17 protein-coding genes, 1 pseudogene and 2 riboswitches are annotated in these 18,916 nt (G+C 63.0%); of the genes and pseudogenes, 6 read left to right on the top strand and 12 right to left on the bottom strand.

The features are described 5' to 3' along the window. Positions 1 to 9: 9 nt before the first annotated feature. The 5 genes from PM2_RS16925 to PM2_RS16945 form a co-directional block, all read right to left on the bottom strand. Positions 10 to 798 carry an ABC transporter ATP-binding protein gene (locus PM2_RS16925; protein ID WP_028699319.1) on the bottom strand — a complete coding sequence of 263 codons (789 nt, stop codon included), beginning with the start codon at positions 796 to 798 and terminating at the stop codon, positions 10 to 12. Continuing rightward, positions 795 to 1,811 carry a FecCD family ABC transporter permease gene (locus PM2_RS16930; protein WP_016714661.1) on the bottom strand — a complete coding sequence of 339 codons (1,017 nt, stop codon included), beginning with the start codon at positions 1,809 to 1,811 and terminating at the stop codon, positions 795 to 797. The genes PM2_RS16925 and PM2_RS16930 overlap by 4 nt, the downstream gene beginning before the upstream one ends. Further along, complete coding sequence (locus PM2_RS16935; RefSeq protein ID WP_016714660.1) at positions 1,811 to 2,821, bottom strand: ABC transporter substrate-binding protein; 1,011 nt, start codon at positions 2,819 to 2,821, stop codon at positions 1,811 to 1,813. The genes PM2_RS16930 and PM2_RS16935 overlap by 1 nt, the downstream gene beginning before the upstream one ends. 111 nt (positions 2,822 to 2,932) lie before the next feature. After that, positions 2,933 to 3,131: riboswitch (cobalamin riboswitch) on the bottom strand. Between the two features lie 28 nt (positions 3,132 to 3,159). Next, complete coding sequence (locus PM2_RS16940; protein WP_016714659.1) at positions 3,160 to 4,326, bottom strand: acetyltransferase domain-containing protein; 1,167 nt, start codon at positions 4,324 to 4,326, stop codon at positions 3,160 to 3,162. Between the two features lie 120 nt (positions 4,327 to 4,446). Beyond that, positions 4,447 to 6,573 carry a TonB-dependent receptor gene (locus PM2_RS16945; RefSeq protein WP_028699318.1) on the bottom strand — a complete coding sequence of 709 codons (2,127 nt, stop codon included), beginning with the start codon at positions 6,571 to 6,573 and terminating at the stop codon, positions 4,447 to 4,449. A gap of 109 nt (positions 6,574 to 6,682) precedes the next feature. Continuing rightward, a riboswitch (cobalamin riboswitch) is annotated at positions 6,683 to 6,890 on the bottom strand. Between the two features lie 160 nt (positions 6,891 to 7,050). Between PM2_RS16945 and PM2_RS16950 the strand changes: the two genes are divergently transcribed. Beyond that, complete coding sequence (locus PM2_RS16950; protein WP_016714657.1) at positions 7,051 to 7,797, top strand: outer membrane beta-barrel protein; 747 nt, start codon at positions 7,051 to 7,053, stop codon at positions 7,795 to 7,797. Between the two features lie 49 nt (positions 7,798 to 7,846). Here the strand turns inward: PM2_RS16950 and PM2_RS16955 are convergent, their stop codons facing one another. The 3 genes from PM2_RS16955 to lpxO all read right to left on the bottom strand — a co-directional run bounded on the left by PM2_RS16955 (position 7,847) and on the right by lpxO (position 9,927). Then, positions 7,847 to 8,416 carry a GNAT family N-acetyltransferase gene (locus PM2_RS16955; protein ID WP_028699317.1) on the bottom strand — a complete coding sequence of 190 codons (570 nt, stop codon included), beginning with the start codon at positions 8,414 to 8,416 and terminating at the stop codon, positions 7,847 to 7,849. 78 nt (positions 8,417 to 8,494) lie between these two features. Next, a complete protein-coding gene (locus tag PM2_RS16960; RefSeq protein ID WP_013973174.1) occupies positions 8,495 to 8,839 on the bottom strand; it encodes a carboxymuconolactone decarboxylase family protein in 345 nt (114 codons plus the stop codon). Positions 8,840 to 9,027: 188 nt separating this feature from the next. Beyond that, positions 9,028 to 9,927 carry a lipid A hydroxylase LpxO gene (gene lpxO / locus PM2_RS16965; protein WP_016714655.1) on the bottom strand — a complete coding sequence of 300 codons (900 nt, stop codon included), beginning with the start codon at positions 9,925 to 9,927 and terminating at the stop codon, positions 9,028 to 9,030. A gap of 158 nt (positions 9,928 to 10,085) precedes the next feature. On the opposite strand from lpxO, the gene thpR reads away from it, so the two are divergent. Next, complete coding sequence (thpR, locus tag PM2_RS16970) at positions 10,086 to 10,631, top strand: RNA 2',3'-cyclic phosphodiesterase (protein WP_016714654.1); 546 nt, start codon at positions 10,086 to 10,088, stop codon at positions 10,629 to 10,631. 63 nt (positions 10,632 to 10,694) lie between these two features. Here the strand turns inward: thpR and PM2_RS16975 are convergent, their stop codons facing one another. After that, positions 10,695 to 11,600, bottom strand: coding sequence for an AraC family transcriptional regulator (locus PM2_RS16975; protein ID WP_028699316.1), 906 nt, complete (start codon positions 11,598 to 11,600; stop codon positions 10,695 to 10,697). 182 nt (positions 11,601 to 11,782) lie between these two features. On the opposite strand from PM2_RS16975, the gene calA reads away from it, so the two are divergent. Then, positions 11,783 to 12,835 (top strand): vanillin reductase, encoded by a 1,053-nt coding sequence (gene calA, locus PM2_RS16980; protein ID WP_016714652.1) that lies wholly within the window; start codon positions 11,783 to 11,785, stop codon positions 12,833 to 12,835. A gap of 140 nt (positions 12,836 to 12,975) precedes the next feature. On the opposite strand, the gene PM2_RS16985 is transcribed toward calA, so the two are convergent. After that, positions 12,976 to 14,292: a WD40 repeat domain-containing protein gene (locus PM2_RS16985; RefSeq protein WP_016714651.1), complete on the bottom strand. Its 1,317-nt coding sequence runs from the start codon at positions 14,290 to 14,292 to the stop codon at positions 12,976 to 12,978. Between the two features lie 205 nt (positions 14,293 to 14,497). Between PM2_RS16985 and PM2_RS16990 the strand changes: the two genes are divergently transcribed. Beyond that, on the top strand, positions 14,498 to 15,697 hold the full coding sequence (locus PM2_RS16990) for a sugar transporter (protein WP_016714650.1): 1,200 nt from the start codon (positions 14,498 to 14,500) through the stop codon (positions 15,695 to 15,697). 199 nt (positions 15,698 to 15,896) lie between these two features. Here PM2_RS16990 and ttdB read toward each other — a convergent pair whose 3' ends face one another. Further along, the gene (gene ttdB, locus PM2_RS16995; protein ID WP_016714649.1) at positions 15,897 to 16,505 is read right to left on the bottom strand and encodes a L(+)-tartrate dehydratase subunit beta; all 609 of its coding nucleotides are present in this window, start codon (positions 16,503 to 16,505) and stop codon (positions 15,897 to 15,899) included. Further along, positions 16,502 to 17,143: pseudogene (gene ttdA / locus PM2_RS17000) on the bottom strand (L(+)-tartrate dehydratase subunit alpha); the annotation flags it as partial. The pseudogene ttdA and the gene ttdB, both read right to left, overlap by 4 nt. 277 nt (positions 17,144 to 17,420) lie before the next feature. Here ttdA and PM2_RS17005 point away from each other — a divergent pair. Continuing rightward, positions 17,421 to 17,675 carry a helix-turn-helix transcriptional regulator gene (locus tag PM2_RS17005; RefSeq protein ID WP_019097992.1) on the top strand — a complete coding sequence of 85 codons (255 nt, stop codon included), beginning with the start codon at positions 17,421 to 17,423 and terminating at the stop codon, positions 17,673 to 17,675. Next, positions 17,659 to 18,891 carry a type II toxin-antitoxin system HipA family toxin gene (locus PM2_RS17010; protein WP_016714646.1) on the top strand — a complete coding sequence of 411 codons (1,233 nt, stop codon included), beginning with the start codon at positions 17,659 to 17,661 and terminating at the stop codon, positions 18,889 to 18,891. The genes PM2_RS17005 and PM2_RS17010 overlap by 17 nt, the downstream gene beginning before the upstream one ends. Positions 18,892 to 18,916 lie beyond the last annotated feature (25 nt).

Raw genomic sequence — 18,916 nt, forward strand, 5'->3', positions numbered from 1 at the left:
CTTCCTGGTTCAGGGGGCGCGAAAGCGTAGGATGCGCGCGCCGTCGAAGGGGTCGGTAAGGTAATGGGCGTGAACGCCGAAGGTGTTCAGCAGGCGCTCGGGGGTGAGCACTTCAAGGGGGTTGCCCAGGGCGACCAGGTGCCCTTTGTCGAGTACGGCCACGCGGTCACAGGTGAGTGCCTGGTTGAGGTCGTGCAGCGCTACCAATGTGGTGACCGGCAGGGCCTGGACCTGTTGCAGCAGGCTCAGCTGGTGCTGGATGTCCAGGTGGTTGGTCGGCTCGTCCAGCAGGAGTACTTGTGGCCGTTGCGCCAGGGCGCGGGCGATGTGCATGCGCTGGCGCTCGCCACCGGACAATGAGCCCCAAAGGCGTGTGCGCAGGTGCAGGGCATCGAGGTCAGCCAGCGCCTGCTCGACGATGGCGCGATCCACTTGCGAGAACGGTGCCAGTGCTGAGAGCCAAGGTGTACGGCCCAAGGCCACGGCATCGAACACGCGGATTGCATCGAGGGTGTCGGCCTGTTGTTCGACCAGTGCCAGGGCCTGCGCCACACGGCGGCGGGGCAGCTGTGCCAGTGGTTCACCCAACAGTTGCACGCTGCCGCTGGCCGGCTTGCGCAGCCCGGCCAGCAACTTGAGCAGCGAAGACTTGCCCGAGCCGTTAGGGCCGACAATGCCGAGCGTTTCGCCCGCGACAACGTTCAGCTCGATACCGCTGAGCACGGTATTGCCGGCCAGTTGCAACCCCAGGCCCTGGCAACTCAGGGGCGAAATCTGTACAGCGGTCATGACGGTCATGAGCGCCCCCGGCGGCTGATCAGAATCAGCGCGAAGACCGGTGCCCCGATCAGTGCGGTGACCACCCCCACAGGGATCACCTGGCCCGCAATCAAGGTGCGTGAAAGCACGTCGGCGGTAATCAGGAACAGCGCGCCGCCCAGTGCGCTGGCTGGCAGCAGGCGGCTGTGCCCGGGGCCGAGCAGCAGGCGCAGGGCGTGGGGAATCACCAGCCCAACAAAACCGATGGCACCGACGATGGACACCATGACCGCCGTCACCAGCGCCGCGCAGCTGATCAGCAGTAGCTGGGTGCGCCGCACCGGTATGCCCAGCGAAGCAGCCGAATCGGCGCCGAAGGTAAAAGCATCCAGCGCGCGGCGGTGCAACAGGCACACCACCAGGCCGAACAGTGCCACCGGCACGGCCAGCCACACCGATGGCCAACGCACCCCGCTGAGGTTGCCCATCAGCCAGAACAGGATGCCGCGTGCCTGTTCGGCAGTGGCCGACTTGGTAATCAGAAAGGCAGTTAGCGCGTTGAACAGTTGTGAGCCGGCAATGCCGGCAAGGATGACCTGGGCGTTGTTGTTGCCGGGGCCGGCCGCGCGGGCCAGTACCAGTACAAGGGTGAATGCGGCCAGTGCGCCGATGAACGCCCCGGCGGACATGCTCAATGCCAGGCCACCCAGCCCCAGCAGGCCGACCAGCACCGCCCCGGTCGAGGCGCCGGCAGACAACCCCAGCAGATAAGGCTCGGCCAAGGGGTTGCGCAACAGCGCCTGGAGGATCACGCCACACGTCGCCAGGCCGGCACCGCAAGCAGCGGCGACCAGGGTGCGGGTAAGGCGGTAATTCCAGACGATGCCGGCGTCGATCGGGTCGACCGGGTAGCCGGCCTGCCACAGGTGGTTGGCCAGCACCTGGCCAACCACACGGGGCGACAGGTTGGTTTCGCCAATGGCGGTGCCGGCCAGCAAGGCGGCCAGCAGGGCTGCAAGGGCGACCGCGATGCAAGGTAACAGGCGAATCATCACTGGGCTGCTTTACCGCTGGCAAAGGCTGCAGACAACGTCTGCAGGCCGCTGAAAAGGCGGATGCCGGCCTGCATGGCATCGGCGTCGAGGATGATGATGCGGTCATGCTTTACCGCGTCCATGTTGCGGGTAACCGGGTCGTTACGCAGGAATTCGAGCTTTTTCTGGTAGTCGTCGGCGGGGAAGCGGCGACGGTCCATGCGCGCGATGATCAGCCAGGTGGGGTTGGCCTTGGCCAAGGTTTCCCAGCCTACGGTGGGCCATTCCTCCGTGGACTCGACCACGTTGCGCACCCCCAGGGTGCGCAGCATGAAGTCGGCGACGCCTTGGCGGCCGGCCACGTACGGGTCGATGTCGAGGTCGGCGCTGGAGAACCAGAACAGTGCCGAGGTGGCGGACAGGTCCTTGCCCGCCAGTTGTGCCTTGGCGCTGTCCAGGCGGCCTTTGAGCTCGGCATTCAGGGCAGTGCCGCGGTCTTGCACATCGAAGATCTCGGCCAGCTGGCTGACGCTCTTGTAGATGCTGCCTACCTGGAACGCTTGCAGGCGAGTACCGTCGGCGCCGACCAGGTTGTCCTTGCCTTCGCAGTCCGAAGGCAGCAGGTAGGTGGGTATCTTCAGTTCGTCGAACTGTTCGCGGGTGCCGACAACACCCTGTGCGCCGACCATCCATTCGAACTGTACCGCGACCAGTTGCGGGCGCTTGCCCACTACGGCCTCGAAGCTCGGGTCGTTGTCAGCCAGGCGCGGCACCTTGTCGTTCTGCGCTTTGTATTCGGGCAGTACGTTGTTGAACCACAATGAGGTGCCAGCCAGTTTGTCACCCAGGCCCAGTGCGTAGAGCATTTCAGTGCCGGCCTGGCCGATGGTGACGGCGCGTTGAGGCGCCTGAGCGAACGTCTGCGGCCTGCCGCAATTCTCGACTGTAAGCGGGTAGTGGGTGGCGGCGGCTTGGGCCAGGCCAGTGAGGCCTAGGCCGGCGAGCAGGGTGGCGAAACGGGGCAGCATGCTGGGGCGATCTCCTATCGGACAGTTCGGGTGAGGAACGCACGGACAGGCATCGCCGCGCCCCGCCGTTGGCAGGGGCAAAACGGATGGCCAATCCCGGACACCCCGCCGGTTGGTGAATGTAGGCCGGCAGGTCTCCTGACTGGTGCGTCATGGCCCGGCTCCAGCCTTCCCGGGCAATTACGCCCAGTGGCATCAATGGAGCAGGCTCGGCACCTACAGTTGCGGGGGCAGTTCCGTTTGGCCCGTGTTGGCGGGCCTGGGATTCCCTATTAATTCCGTGGTGGAAACCGGCGGCCCGCATGGTAGACCATCGCGCTGCCGGGTGAAAACGCTTTTCAGAAGTACTTCAGCCAGGTGATGTCGCGGCGGCGTGCCTTCAAGCGGGCGAACTTGCGTACCGGCAGGTACAGCGACGCGGCCAGCAGGATGGCGATCAGCCACACGGCGGCGATGCCATCGAAACCAAAATAGTCGCCACGGTTGAGGCCGAACAGCGCCACGCAGGCCAGGTACAGCAGCTTCAGCACGTACAGGTGCAGCAGGTAGAAGAACATCGGCGCAGCACCAAACACCGCCAGCGCGCTGATCCAGCGGGCCTGGCCGGCGCGTTCGAAGGCGCGCAGCAACAGCAGGCCGCAGCCCAGGGTCAGGGCCAGGAACAGCAGTGACGGCGGGTATTTGGTGATGTTGAAGAAGCTCATCAGGGTTTGTGTGAAGGTTGGGTAGCCGCTCCAGGGCGCCTCGCCATAGCCATTGAACATACGCAACACGGCAAAGCCCAGCAGCGCGGCCAGCCCGGCCAGCAGCAGGCGGTGCTGACGTTCGACGGCCTCGCTGCCACGGGCGAACCACGGGCCCAGGCCGTAGCCCAGGGCGATGACGCCGATCCACGGCAGTACCGGGTAGGACGTGCGCAGGCGCAGGGTGTCGGAAAACGCCAGCCAGCCACGGTCATGCAGGATCGCCCACGGCACATGCAAGGCCGATTCCACGCCGAAGTGCAGGCCATCGAGCAGGTTGTGGCCGGCGACGATGACTGCGCCCAGGGCGAGCAGGGCGGCGCGTGGCAGCCATACCAGCAGCGACAGGGCGATCATGCTGATGCCAATGGCCCAGATGACTTGCAGGTAAATGACGCTGGGCGGCAGCTGAAAGGTCCAGGCGAAGTTGACCAGGGTGAACTCCAGCGCCACCAGAAACAGCCCGCGTTTGAACAGGAACGCCGACACATCGCCACGGCCCTGATGCTTTTCGCCGTACAGCCAGGCCGACAGGCCGGTCAGCAGGACGAACACCGGCGCACAGAGGTGGGCCAGCGTGCGGCTGATGAAGAGCGACGGCTCGGTGGTGTCGATGGCCATTGGGTCGCTAACCTGACGGTGCAGGAAGAAGGTTTCGCGGACGTGATCCAGGAGCATGAAAAGGATCACCAGGCCGCGCAGGGCGTCGATGCTCTGCAGGCGCTGGGTGAGCAGGGTGGGGGTGGCGCTGGCGCTTGTCATGGAGGGTCGCTGATAGGAATGAATGTCATGTGAAACGTTATCTTATAACTAATTGGTCAGCGGTTGGTAGAGGTTTTTGTGTTGCCTGCTCCGGCCTCTTCGCGGGCACAGGCAACTCAATCAGAAGCTGTAATCCACCGTCGCAAAATACGACCGTGGCATCCCCATCAACCACTGCTGCCCACTGAACGCCGACTGCACATACTCCCGGTCGAACAGGTTGTTCAACTGCAACCCCAGCCGCACATCCGGCAGCACCTGCCAGGCGACGTTGGCATCGACCACGGTGTACCCAGGCGCGCTCTGGGTATTGGCAGTATTGGCAAAGCGCTCATCCACATAACGCGCACCAATGCCGGCCTCCACTTGCTGCCCGAAGCCTTTGCTCAGCCACAGGTTGGCAGTACGCCGTGGCACATTGGCCGGCCGATTGCCCGCACGGTCCTGCGCTGCTCCACCGACCATTTCGTCAAAGTCATCATACTTGGCGCGCACCAGCGACGCGTTCGCCGACACCTGCCACTGATGCGCCAGCGCCAGTTCCAGGGTCGCTTCCAGGCCATCGGACGTCTGCTGCCCGGCCTGCTGCTTCTCGTGGGTGATCGGGTCGTCCACCAGCAGCTTCTTCTTGACGATGTGGTAGGCCGCCATCGTCCATTCACCGCGACCGTCCCAGAAGCGTTGCTTCAGGCCCACCTCGGTCTGCTTCGCTTCGGTCAGCTCATAGTGCATCTGGGCCGGGCTGAGGCTGATGAGATTGTTCACCCCGTCCTCGCTGGTGGAGTACTGGCCGTACAGCGACAGGTCGTCGGTAAATGCATACACCAGGCCGGCGCGCCAGTTGCCGCCTTGCAGGCTGTGGTCGCTGCGGCTGCCATCGGTCAGGTTGTCGCGGTCGATGTGGTTCTGGTCGCGGCGCACGCCCGTGACCAACGACAACCGATCGCTCAGCTGCAGGCGGTTCTCGGCGAACAGGGCGAAGGTGTGGGTGGTGGACAAGGTTTGCGGGCGCAGGGGGGAGGCGCTATGGAACCAGCCAGACTGCGCCTGCCACGGGTCGATGTAGTCGCCGCCCACATCGTTGTAGGGGGCATTGCTGTCGACGTTGAAACGCACCTTGTTGTACTCGGCGCCGACCACGGTCTTGCTGGCCAGGCCGAACAGGGTGTGGTCGAAGGTGAAGGTCTGGCGGTCGCCGAACTGCTCCTGGTTGTGCTTGATCTCCAGGTAGCTGCCGCGTTGCAACTGCTGGTGCTCGGCGTCCCAGCTGTAGTCTTCGGCGTTGCGCCAGTGGCGGCGGCTCTTGATGTAGTACAGCTGGTTGCTGGCGCTGAGGTGGTCGTTCAGCGTCCAGTCGGTGTTCAGCCGGGTCCATTCATCGACGTAGTGCTGCACGTCGTTCTGCACGTTGTAGTTTTTTTTGCGCAGGCTGCTGCGGTAGTGGCCATCGATCAGTGGCGTGCCGTAGTAGTTGGCGGGTTGCGCATCGCCACGGTCGTGGGCGAGGGTGAAACTGAGGTCGTCGCTGGCATCGAAACGCAGCGCGGCGCTCAGGGCCAGGCTGCGCGAAGGGGTGCGGTCGACCCAGCCATTGCCCCCTTGCTGGTTCAGGGTCAGGCGGTAGCTCAGGCGTTCGCTGAGGCTGCCACCGCTGTCCAGGCCGAGCTGCTGGCGGTCCCACGAACCGTAACCCAGGCGCAGGTGGTTACGCACTTCGCCGGCAAACGGCTTTTTCGGGATTACGTTGACCACCGCACCGGTGGCGCCCTCGCCATGCAGCACCGAAGCCGGGCCGCGAATCACGTCGATGCGCTCGACCATCCACGGGTCGACTGGGAAGGTCTGGGTGCCGGCACCGGTGTACAGCCGTGCGCCGTCGAACAGGGTCATCACCGAGCTGTGCCCGGCAAAGCCGCGAGCAGAAAGGCCTGTGCCGCCGTCGCCCGGGGAGCCGACGAAGGTGATGCCCGGCGAACGGGTCACGGCGTCCTGCACCGTGAGGTTGTTGCGCTGCTGGATCTGCTCGGTGCTGATGCTACTGGTGCTGGCCGGCGTCTCCAGGGCGTTGAGGCCAAGGCGCGAGCCGGCCTGGGTCGGCGTGACCAGGTCGATAGCGTGGTTGTCGAGGGTGTCGGTAATGGCCGTGGTGGGCAGGGCCAGGGGTTGTCGGTCCTGGTCATCGGCCAGGGCTGGAAGGGCGACGGCCAGGCAGGCCGCCAGGGGGTGAAGCTTGAACATACGGGACATGTCGTTCCACTGCTGCAGGAATGAATGGATCCCGGTGGAAAACACGCAAAGGCGCACCGTGCAGGCAGGCGCGCGCACGGATACCGGCCTGCGCCCGCCCACCGCGGGTTGCCAAGTGAAGCTTCAGGCCGGTCTCCGGGCTTGCGAGGGGCATGAAACCTTCACCTTCCCATGCCTGAGCACAGTGGTATGTCGAAGGGTTCGCTCGCTTACCGTTGCGGGGGCAGCGCCGGACTTGTCGTGGTCGATACGACGCACCGGCTTCCCGTTTCACCCTGCACGCGGCGGTACAGGGCACCTGAAACTGGCGCGCATCTGACCATTGAAACGCCGGGGCGTCAAATGTTGGTACGCCATGAATGCCGCGATAAATCACAAGGTTGCACGTTTTTACTGATTTTTTTTCGAACTTTTTTGGCGGCGTTTGTCTCGAACCGGACGTTAGCCTTTCGTTATCAAGTCATGGAGACTTCCCGCATGCCTGCTCGTCAACTGTTGCGCCACTCCTGCCTGCTCGCCCTGATCGCCGCGCCGCTGGCTGCCACCGCCGCGCCCAGCACCGATCCGTTGTTCACAATCGGTCTGCAGGGCGCCTACGACAAGTTCAAGTTTGAAGGTGGCAGTGAAAGCGACAAGGAACACATGGGCCAAGGTGGCGTGTTCGCCACATTCGGCAACAAGCTGACAGCCGAATCTGGTTTCATCTACCAACTCGGCGCCGAGGCCAAATTCGGCAAAAAGAACGACAACAAGCTCAAGGAGGCTCAGGCCGATCTTGATCTTGGCTGGCGTGCGGCGTTGGACGCTCGCAACTTTGTCGACGTGACTGTGGGCGGCGGCTACAGCTGGTCGCGCTTCGAGCCGGAAATCAACGACCTTGATACCAAGCTCACCGTGAAGTCGCCCTTTGCCAAGGCAGCGCTGGGCTACAACCACCAGTTCGACGCCTCGACACTGCGGGTGGAAGTGGGCGCGCGGCATACCCTGGACGGCCGCGCGCGGCTGAAGGTGGATGACTTTGGCAGCGACACGGTCGACCTGAAAGACCGCACCAACCCGTATGCCGAGGTGACGTTGCTGATGAATCAGCAAGGCGGTATGCCGGTACAGGCCGGGGTTTACTACACCCGCACCGAATACAAGCTGGATGAAGACTCCCCAGTAGCAGACAACACCAAGCTCAAGCGTGACGAGTTTGGTGTGAAGGTAGGCTTGGCTTTCTGAAGCTGAGCGCTTGGCAGGCCCGACCGCTTCGCGGGCCTGCTCAAGAACATCAGCGTCCGCGACGGCGCGACACCCGTGCCTCGATGTTCTTGCGCCCGATCAGCAATGGCGGCTTCTCCACCACCGGCTCGTCCGCCAGCCATTTGTACATCACCAGGCAGTCCACCAGCCCCAGGCGGGCATGGCGATAGGCCTTGGGCAAGCGGCCAACGGTCTCGAAGCCCAGTTTGTGCCACAGCGCCACGGCCACTTCATTGCTGGCCACCACCGAGTTGAACTGCAGGGCCAGAAAGCCCTCCTGGCGTGCCAGCTTCTGCGAGTGCTCGCACATCAGGCGCGCCACGCCACGGCCACGCGCCTGTTCGCAGACCATGTAGCCGCAATTGCCCACATGCGCACCAGGCCCGGCAGCATTGGCCTTGAGGTAATACGAACCCAGCATCTCGCCATCTTCTTCGGCCAGCAGCGTGTGCAAGGGCAGTTCCAGCCACACCTGGCGGGCTTGTTCGAAGCTCAGGGCCGGGTCGAAGGCATAGGTTTCACGGGCCTGGACAATGGCCTGGAAGGTAGGCCAGAAACGGTCGAAATCGTCGGGCGTCATGGGGCGAATGTGGATCATGCGGGTTCCTGCGCGGGCTAAGCCGCACAGTCTGGGTCGCGCGGCGCCGTCGCGCAAGGGCGGCGGCGCCGTTTGTGCTCAGCCGTTGGCCTTGCCGACAGCATCCATGGCCCGCGCTGAGTAGACCAGCGCGGCACCGGCATTCATCGCCACCGCCACGCCCAGCGCCTCGGCAATTTCCTCGCGGCTGGCGCCATGCTTGACCGCCTGCTGCGAATGCACGGCGATGCAGCCGTCGCAGCGGGTGGTCACGGCCACCGCCAGAGAGATCAGCTCGCGGGTCTTGGCGTCCAGATGGTTGGTCTTGGCCCCCGCACCGCTGGCGGTCATGTAGCCGGCCACGGTGTCGGGGGAAAGTTGCTTGAGATCGCCGATGCCGGCCATCAACTGCTTACGGTAGGCGTCCCAGTCCATCATGCTCATCGTCTTCACCTTGGGGTGGTTGCGAGTGGAGCTTTCAGGCTAGTCGAAGTGTGGCAAGTGTGAGGCTTGTACTTTGGTGGGTGTTTGCTGAGCTGTTTGTGGGAGCGGGCTTGTCCCGCGAAGGAGGCTGCGCGGAGCATGGCACCGGCTTCGCCGGTGTTTGCGGGGCAAGCCCGCTCCCACATCGGTCAGATGTAGATGAACACCAGCACCAACGCCGCGACCACGGCCCATTTTTCCAGGTAGTAACGCATGCGGTTACGCTTTTTCAGCGCCTTGCCGCGCTCGCGGATCTTATAGATGCGGGTGAACAGCCGGTTGATACCACCGGTCTTGTCGCCGTCACCGTTGGGCGCGGCGGCGGCGGCCATGACGTTGCGGCTGAACCAGCGGTTGAACGCCGTTGCCCAGCGGTACTTGAGCGGGCGCTCGACGTCACAGAACAGGATGATGCGGTTGTGTTCGGTGGTATTGGCTGCGTAGTGGATGTAGGTTTCGTCGAAGATTACCCCCTCACCGTCGCGCCACGAGTACTTCTCGCCGTCCACGTCAATGTAGCAACCGTCGTCGTTTGGCGTATCCAGGCCCAGGTGATAGCGGTACGAGCCAGCATACGGGTCACGGTGGCGTACCAGCTTGGCGCCCGGCGGCAGGGTGGCGAACATGGCGGCCTTGACCGTGCCGATGCCTTGCAGCAGCTCGGTGGTACGTGGGCACAGGGCCATGGCCGATGGGTGGCTTTCGCCATACCACTTCAGGTAAAAGCGCTTCCAGCCGGTTTTGAAGAACGAGTTGAAACCGACGTCATCGTAATTTTCGGATTTTTTGATTTCGCCCACATGCAGCAACTGGCGGCCCTCTTCACGGATTTCCTGCCAGTGGTCTTGCAGCGGCTTCAGTTCGGGGAAGGCCTCGACCGGCAGGTAAGGCTTAGCCGGGAGCTTGGAAAACAGGTACAGGAAGCTGTTGACTGGGGCCAGGAAACTGGAGTGGTCGCCCAGCTGGCGGGTCAGCTTGTGACGAACCCGACCGCGCAGGTGAACATAGGCGATCGAAAGGACGAAGATGAGTACGAGTGCAATTTTCATGGACGTTTACTTGTCGAAAAATGGCCATGCGCCATGGCATAAGCCAGCCAGCATAAACAATCATGGGGGCAGTTTGTACTTATTGTTACGAAACGACGGGGCGACATTGGTGTAATGCCCTACAGTCTTGCGCAAACGTTTCATGTTCGGGAGTTTGTATGGTTCAGGATGTACGACCCAGCGGTAGCCCCTTCAAACGGCTGTTTTTCGCCCTGCCGGTCAGCGATGTACAGCGCCGTGCCCTGGCCCAGTGGCGCCGGGGTTTGAACCTGCGCAGCGGCAAACCGGTGCCGGCGGCCAACTTCCACGTCACGTTGCTGTTTCTTGGCGATGTGGATGCCGCGCAGGTGCCTGCGATCTGTGCGGTGGTCGATCAACTGGCGCTGCCGGCTACGGCACCACGGCTGTTGCTCGACCGCTTGCAGGTGTGGCCGCGGGCCGGAGCCTTGGTGCTGGAGGCACAGCAGACACCGCCGGCCCTGTTGCAACTGGTGTACGGGTTGCAGCAGGCGTTGTTGCCGCTGGGAGTTGAGGCGGCCGCCCGTGAATATCGGCCGCACTTGACGCTGTCCAGGGATTACCGTGGGCAGCCACCCGAGGCCACCAGCGCGCCGGAGTTCCACCTCGCGGCACGCCACTTCACGCTTTACGAGTCGCGCAAGGGAGCATACTGGCCATTGGCGCAGTGGCCACTTTCGAGTTGACGGTGGCCAAGGCTGAGCTCAAGGCCGCAATCATTGCCATGGTCGAGCGGCAGTAATGGCGCGCTACACCGGCAAGCTCTGATACGGCAACTCATCCCCCGGGCTGCGGTCGAACTGGCGCTTGTACTCGCGGCTGAACTGCGAGGTGCTCTGGTAGCCCACCCGGTGCGCAGCTTGTGCCACCCCCAGGCCTTCGCCAATCAGCATCTGCTGCGCCTTTAACAACCGCAGGCGCTTGAGGTACTGCATCGGTGCCATGTCGGTGCAGCGCTTGAAGTGTTCGTGGAAGGTCGAAACGCTCATGTTTGCCCGCGCAGCCAGTGCTTCCACGCTCAGCGGCTCGTTGTAGTGCGCGCGCAGGTGGGCGAGGGCGGCGCCGATGCGGGCGAAGTGCCCCTGTTGCTCCACCAGCGCCCGCAACACACCGGCCTGTGGGCCGCGCAGGGCGGTGTACAGCACTTCGCGTACGCGCGCCGGGCCCAGCACTTTGGCATCCAGCGGGTCCTGCAGGCAGTGCAGCAGCCGCTCGACACTGTCGCGCATCGGCGCATCCAGCGCTGCCGAGGTCATCGATTGCGGGGTTTGTGCCTGTACTGCAGCGTCCGGTGCCAGGTCCATGCTCTGCACCAGTTCACCCAGAACGCCACGGTCGATGTCCACCGCCACGCCCAGTAAGGGCGCTTCACGGGTGGCGAAGGTTTCACACATGAACGGGACCGACAACGCCTGCACCAGGTAATGCCCGGCGCCATATTCCAGGGTACGCGGCCCCAGGCGCGCCAGCTTGCTGCCCTGGGCCAGGATCATCAGGCTGGGCTCGTAGATCTGAGGGCTGCTGGCCACATAGTGGTCCCAGCTCAGCACCTGCACCTGGGGCAGGTGCGTGGGGACGAAGCCAGGGCGCGTGGCGAGGCTGCGGATCAGCGCGCAGAGCGGCGCGTTGGCGTCGACGTGGCGGGTCAGTTGCATGGTGAACCTGGGGGCAGAGAATCGGACAGCCTAATCATCGCAGATTGAGGGTGTGGCGCCAGATGCTGGCTGGCATCTTCGGAGAATCAGGCATGCATGCCGGAGAATCAGCCGTGTGCCAGGCGGCAAACAGCGCGCAAAATGCGCCGACTGAATCGTTTCACTTTACTGCGAGGCCCTGCATGTATACCGCCATCGGTTACGCCGCCCAAACCCCCACCAGCCCCCTGGCCCCTGTCACCTTCGAGCGCCGCAGCCCACGCCCGGACGATGTCGCCATCGAAATCCTTTACTGCGGCGTGTGCCATTCCGATATCCATCAGGCGCGCAACGAATGGGGCATTGCTGTATACCCGCTGATGCCCGGCCACGAAATCATCGGCCGCGTCACGGCGGTGGGCGGCCAGGTGACTGCGCACAAGGTCGGTGACCTGGTGGGCGTTGGCTGCATGGTCGACTCGTGCCGCCACTGTGAAGCCTGCGCCAAGGACCTGGAGCAATATTGCCTGGAAGGCCCGACCATGACCTACGCCACCCCGGACCGGGTCGACGGCAGCAACACCATGGGCGGTTACTCCAGCAGCATCGTGGTCAGCGAGCACTTCGTGGTGCGCATTCCGGCCGGCATGGACTTGCCCAGCGCGGCGCCTATCCTGTGCGCCGGCATCACCACCTATTCGCCGCTCAAGCACCACGGCGTCGGCCCGGGCCACAAAATCGGCATCCTTGGTATGGGTGGCCTGGGCCACATGGGCATCAAGCTGGCCAAGGCCCTGGGTGCCGAGGTGACCCTGTTCACCCGGTCCCAGGCCAAGGCCGAAGAAGCCCGCCGCCAAGGTGCCGACCACGTGATCGTGTCCACCGATGCCGAGCAGATGCGCGCCGCTGCCGGCCGGTTCGATTTCCTGCTGGACACCATTCCGGTGCAGCACGACCTCAACCCGTACCTTGAAACCTTGAAGTTCGATGGTGTGCACATTCTTGTCGGCCTGATCGAACCGATCGACCCGGCGGTGCACGCGGCCAACCTGGTGATGAAGCGCCGGGTGCTGGCGGGGTCGTTGATCGGGGGCATTGCCGAGACTCAGGAAGTGCTGGATTTCTGTGCCGAGCACAACATCCGTTGCGATATCGAGATGCTGGATATTCGCAATATCAACCAGGCGTACGAGCGGATGATTGCCGGTGATGTGAAGTACCGGTTCGTGATCGACATGGCCACTTTGCAGGGCTGATTATTCGGTTGGCTGTACCGGCCTCTTCGCGGGTAAATCCCTCCCACAAGTACTGCACAGTTTTCGAAGCTTGTGCGATCCCTGTGGGAGCGGGTTTACCCGCGAAGAGGCCTGTACAGGCAACCAAGAGGCTGAATCTGTTACCAGACCATCGCCTTGTCCAACCCCTTCCAGAACAACCACCGCCGGACCTCGCCATGCGCCCCGGTGCCGATCTGCCATTCAGGCCGCCCGCTGTCCAGCGCGATCACCGAAACAACCCCCGCATGGCTCGCCGCCACCAGCGTTTGTCCATCGGCGCTGATATCCATCGCACAGATGGTCGACCCCAAATAATGCTGCCAATGTTCGGTGCCATCCTCGCCGAACGCCCGCAGGTAGCCATAGGCATCCCCCACAATGTACTCGCCATCGCGCGCCACCCCGGCATATACCCTGGCGCCATCCTGCACCAGCGGGGTACGCGGGTCCTGGCTGTAGTAATCGGTATCCAGCCCTGGCAAGTCCGCCACCTTCACTGCCAGCGTGGCACCGCTATGGAAATGGCAGGCATTGACGATCAGCTGGTCACCCGTGCGGTTGAACAACGCAAAGTGCGGGTACTCGCTGCCTGGGCCGATTTCGGCAACCGGCCTGAACTGGGCATCCAGCACCCGGTGACGGGTACCTTGCTCGCCCACCACGATCAGCCGGCCATCCGCCGACACTGCGCCATGCTCCATGCTCAGCCCCAGGCTGATGTCGTCCGGGTCGGTGCCTTCGGCCAGCTCGTCGAGCACCCGCGTTTGTTGCGGCAGCAGGCGAGTCGCACCTTGAGTGGTCAGCACGAAGATCCCTTCGGCGCTTACCAGCAGCACACGCTGGCCATCGGGGAAGGGGACCAGCGCGGTTGGCGCGGGCGGCAGGTCGAACGGCTCGAACGGGTACCCCGGCGGCAACCCCTCAAGCCCGCTTGGCCATGCCAGTCGCTGTACTTGCGGGCCACCCCAGCCGTCTGTCACGCGCACGCCCTCGGCATTGGCCAGGGCGAAGTAGCGGCGGGCCGGGCAGCGGCCGAAGTGCTCGATGCCGATCACCGGTGTCACCCCTTGGCGGTCGATACGCACGACCTGGCCCTTGTCGTAAGGCATGCCGATGCGGGCCAGCAGGCTGCCGTCGTCCAGCAGCAGGACATTGCTGATCCCTTGGCCGTGGTCATCGAGCAACGGTACCAAGGGGTGGTGTGCGGGTGGCCAGGCCTCGCGAAACGCTCGGCGTTGCTGTTCGTCGACGCCAGGGCGATTGGCGGCGTGCAGGGCAGCCAGCCAGGCGTCCAGCAAGTGCCCGGTGGCTGGCGCCTTTGGCTCTTCCAGTTTATCCCAGCCTTGCGCACGGCCCTGCGCGACGTAGTCGTTGACGGCCTGGGCGTAGGCGGTTACCGCCTGCTGCCACTGCTGCTGGGGGTGCTGCTTGTCCATGAGCGGATCGGGCTCCTTGTTGCACTCGCGTTTCACACAAAAGGCGCATGGTACTCCTTCTGCCTGCCACGCGGTTGTGAGGCTCCGGCTTGACGCGTACCATGCCGGGCATTCCTATCAATAACAAAGCGTGCGTTGGCGCCCCTGCAAGCGGGTGGCTGGCGTGCGACCTGTTGCCTTGCCTGCGGAGAAGCGGTTTGCACCCATGAACGGACCCATACCCACCCACCAGCCACCCACGGCGGGCAGCGGCAGCTGGCTGAGCGTCATCGCCCTGGCCCTGGCAGCCTTCATCTTCAACACCACCGAGTTCGTGCCGGTGGCGCTGCTGAGTGACATTGGCCGCAGCTTCGACATGAGCACCGCCCAGGTCGGCCTGATGCTGACCATTTATGCCTGGGTGGTGGCATTGGCCTCGCTGCCGATGATGCTGCTGACCCGTAACGTCGAACGGCGGCGTTTGTTGCTGTGCGTGTTCTTGGTGTTCATTGTCAGCCACTTGTTGTCGTGGCTGTCGCAGAGCTTTGCCATGCTGCTGGTCAGCCGTATCGGTATTGCCTTGGCGCATGCGGTGTTCTGGGCGATCACGGCCTCGCTGGCGGTGCGCGTGGCACCACCGGGCCAGCAGGCCAAGGCGCTGGGCCTGCTGGCCACCGGCACCACCCTGGCCATGGTGCTGGGCATTCCGCTGGGCCGCGTGGTGGGTGAGGCGCTGGGCTGGCGCATCACCTTCCTGAGCATTGCCGGTGTGGCGCTGGTCACCATGCTGTGCCTGATGAAATCGCTGCCGCTGCTGCCCAGCCAGAACTCCGGCTCGTTGCGCAGCCTGCCGATCCTGTTCAAGCGCCCGGCGTTGGTCATTACCTATGCGCTGGTGACGCTGGTGATCACGGCGCAGTTCACCGCCTACAGCTACATTGAGCCGTTCGCGCTGCATGTGGCGCAGATTGGCGGTGAGCGCACCACACTGTTGCTGCTGCTGTTTGGCGGTGCCGGGGTGTTCGGTTCGTTGCTGTTCAGCCGCTACAGCGATCGCTTCCCCCATGGTTTCCTGGTGGGTTCGATCGGCCTGTTGGCAGCGTGCCTGCTGTTGTTGTTGCCGCTGTCGGGCAACTTCTATGCGTTCGCTGCGCTGAGCATGTTCTGGGGCGTGGCGATTCTCAGTTTCAGCTTGTCGCTGCAGTCGAAGACGTTGAAGCTGGCATCCGACGCCACCGATGTGGCCATGGCGTTGTTTTCGGGCATCTACAACATCGGTATTGGTGGTGGTGCGCTGCTGGGCAGTATCGTCAGCAGCCAGATGGACGTGGCGGATATCGGCCTTGTGGGCGGTAGCGTGGCAGTCATCGGGCTGGTGCTGGCGGTTACCAGCACCCGACGGTTCCGCGAGGCACTGGCGCACTGACCCGCGCCTGGCGCGCACGTGTGCCGCTTAGGGGCGCAAGGCGCGCCCCAGCATTCAAACCGCCACGGCGCAGGGCCTGTGGGGTGGGCGTTTGCGGGGAGGGCATGTTATGGGGGGCTGCTGTGGCAGCAATCGGGCAGCAGTGGATGCTGGGACAGCAGCATAAGGGCTGCGGGAACAGGGCCTGCGCGAAATTCTTTTACTTGATAAACCGCACTTGACTGTTGATCTTCTCCATCACCGCCCCCTTGCGCTCATTGAAGCGCGCCTTGTTCTGCTCGAACAGGTTGTTGCCCTTGGTATCGATCGAGATGATCAGCGGCCCGAACTCACGCACGCGGTTCACCCACAGCGTTTCCGGCATGCCCAGGTCCTGCCATTCTGCCCGCTCGATCTCTTCCACCTGAGTGGCCGCCAGCACCGCGCAGCCCCCCGGGAACACCGCATGTACCGCCTTGTTCTCCAGGCAGCCGGTGGTGGTCTCCGGGCCCATGCCGCCCTTGCCGACAATCAGCTTCACACCGGTCTGCTCGATGAACTGTTTCTCGAATTTTTCCATGCGCATGCTGGTGGTTGGCCCGATGGAAACCATCTCGAAGCTGCCGTCGTCTTTCTTCCTGACAATGGGGCCGGCGTGGAAGATCGCGCCGCCACGCAGGTCTACCGGAAGTTCGCGACCCAACTCGATGAGGCGCCGGTGTGCCACGTCGCGGCAGGTCACCAGTTGGCCGGTGAGGTAGACGACATCGCCCACGTTGAGGTTGGCCAGGTCTTCGTCGCTGATCGGGGTGCTGAGGATCTTTTTCACAGTACTACCCCTTCATGGGAGAGGATGTCGTAGGTCAGGTCGGCGTTGATGCGGATCTTGCCGCGGCGGTGGGCCCAGCAACCGGTGGACACCGCCACGCCTATGGTGGAGGGGTGGCGGGCCGAAGACTCGATGTTCACCCCCATCACGCTGCTGTTGCCGGTCAGGCCCTGCGGGCCGATACCGATTTCGTTCAGGCCTTCCTCCAGCAGCTTTTCCATCATGGCCGCGCTTTCATTGGGGTGGCTGGAGTCCACTTCACGCAGAATGGCCTTCTTCGACAGGCGTGCCGCTGTTTCTACCGAGGTCGAAACCCCAACCCCCACCAGCAAAGGCGGGCAGGCATTGACCCCGCGCGAGGTGATCACATCGAAGACAAACTCGGTCACCCCTTCATAGCCTTGCCCCGGCATCAGCACCTTGGCCGAACCTGGCAAGGTGCAGCCGCCACCGGCCATGTACACATCGACAATGCAGTGATCGGCATCGGGGATGGTTTCCCAGTCCAGCCACGGGATTTTCGAGCCGGTGTTGGTGCCGGTGTTTTTCTCGATGAAGGTTTCCACCGCGTTGTGGCGCAACGGCCCCTGAATGGTGGCTTCCTTGGTGGCGTTTTCGAGGATGCCTTCCATCTCACCGTCCGGCCAGTGGCCCGCCTTGCAGGGTGTAGTCGACCCACACCGAGGCCAGGTGGCGCGGCACACGTACCGGCGCATTGCCCGCGCACCATCAAGGTGTTGTCGGTCCGGTTGTTGCCGGACACGTGGGTGTGTACGCCAGCGGTGTAGCTCACGGCTTCGGTAATGATGAACACAGCAAGACGTGAGGGGTACGAGGTATACAAGGTTTGATGAATCGAATACGATGCATTCTCAAGGTTTTTCTATTTTTGCACTGTATTCGATGCACTCAAGTATGAATGAATTAGGCAATCTGATAAAAAAACTGCGCAAGGAGGCCGGCCTGTCACAGGCGCAACTTGCCCAGCGGCATGGTATGAGCCGGGCGACCATCTCTGGCATCGAGAACAACACGATTCCCGAAGTCGGGATCCGCAAGGTCGCCGCAATCCTTGAGGGCCTGGGTTACGAGTTGACGGCAACGCCCAAGCGTCGGCGCAAGACCCTTGACGAGTTGAAGGCCGGGGGTATCCATGACCAGTCAGCGTGATCGTTTGTACATTGGCGCCAGCGGTGAGGCTGTCGGAACACTTGGCCGCAGCGAGGATAACCTGCGTGATTCGGTCTTTGTTTACAACGCGGCGGTCACTGAGGAACAGGCTGTTTCCCTGACCATGCCGGTGCGCCTCGAAAGCTACAAGTGGGAGTACGGCATACACCCACTGTTCGAAATGCATATCCCGGAAGGGCACCTCAAAGAGGAATTGATGCGCCGCTTCAGCAAGTCGGTGCGGGGTTTTGACGACTTTGCGCTGCTGGGTATCGTCGGTCCACACCAGCTAGGCCGCATCAGCATTGCCCAGCATGCCAGCGACCAGCCGCTACCGGGCATCAAGCTCGCCAACCTGCTGATTCACGACGGAGCCACAGACCTGTTCAATGACCTTTTGAGCACTTACGCGACCTATTCAGGGGTATCAGGTGTTCAACCCAAGGTGCTGGTGCGTGATACCGATGAAGTAGGAGCCGAAGTTGGCCGGTTCACCCATCGAGGTGCTACGCACTTGGTGAAGGCATTCAATGAAGCAGAGTTCCCGCAGTTGGCCGCCAACGAGTTTTTCTGCATGCGGGCGGCCCTTCACTGTGGCCTTGAGGTACCGGAATTTCAACTGAGCCAGCATGGGCAGTTTCTGGTTGTGAGACGCTTCGACATCGGCAGCGACAGCTACCTCGGGTTTGAAGACATGTGTGTGCTTTCCGGGTGGGGGACGCGCAAGAAGTACGACGGCAGTTACCAAGGCTGCGCGCAACTGATCAAACTTTATGTCACCCCCGGCCGGGTACCGGACGCGCTGGAAAGCTTCTTCACGCTGGTAGCGCTTTGTGCGGGCATTCAGAACGGCGATGCTCACTTGAAGAACTTCGGCCTGCTGTACGAGAACTGTGCGGAAGATGCCGACATCCGGCTTGCACCCGCTTACGATTTGGTGACCACGACGGTGTACAACAGCCACGATATCATGGGGCTGTTGCTGGGTGGCTCCAAGGCCTGGCCCAAACGCAAGATGCTGGTGCAGTTCGGGCGCACCGCCTGCAACCTTACGCAATCGCGCTGCGATGAGTTGCTTAACAAAGTCGAAGTCGGCATCAACCGTGCGATGGCGGAATTATCGGATTATCGCAACAGCCATCCGGCATTTGAGCGCATAGGGGAGAAGATGGCCGCTGCGTGGGCCCAGGGCATGAACAGAAGTATTGTGGCCTAGGGTTTGGGACCTGGCCACGCGTTAT

It is taken from the genome of Pseudomonas monteilii NBRC 103158 = DSM 14164 (assembly GCF_000730605.1).
Classification (GTDB): Bacteria; Pseudomonadota; Gammaproteobacteria; order Pseudomonadales; family Pseudomonadaceae; genus Aquipseudomonas; species Aquipseudomonas monteilii.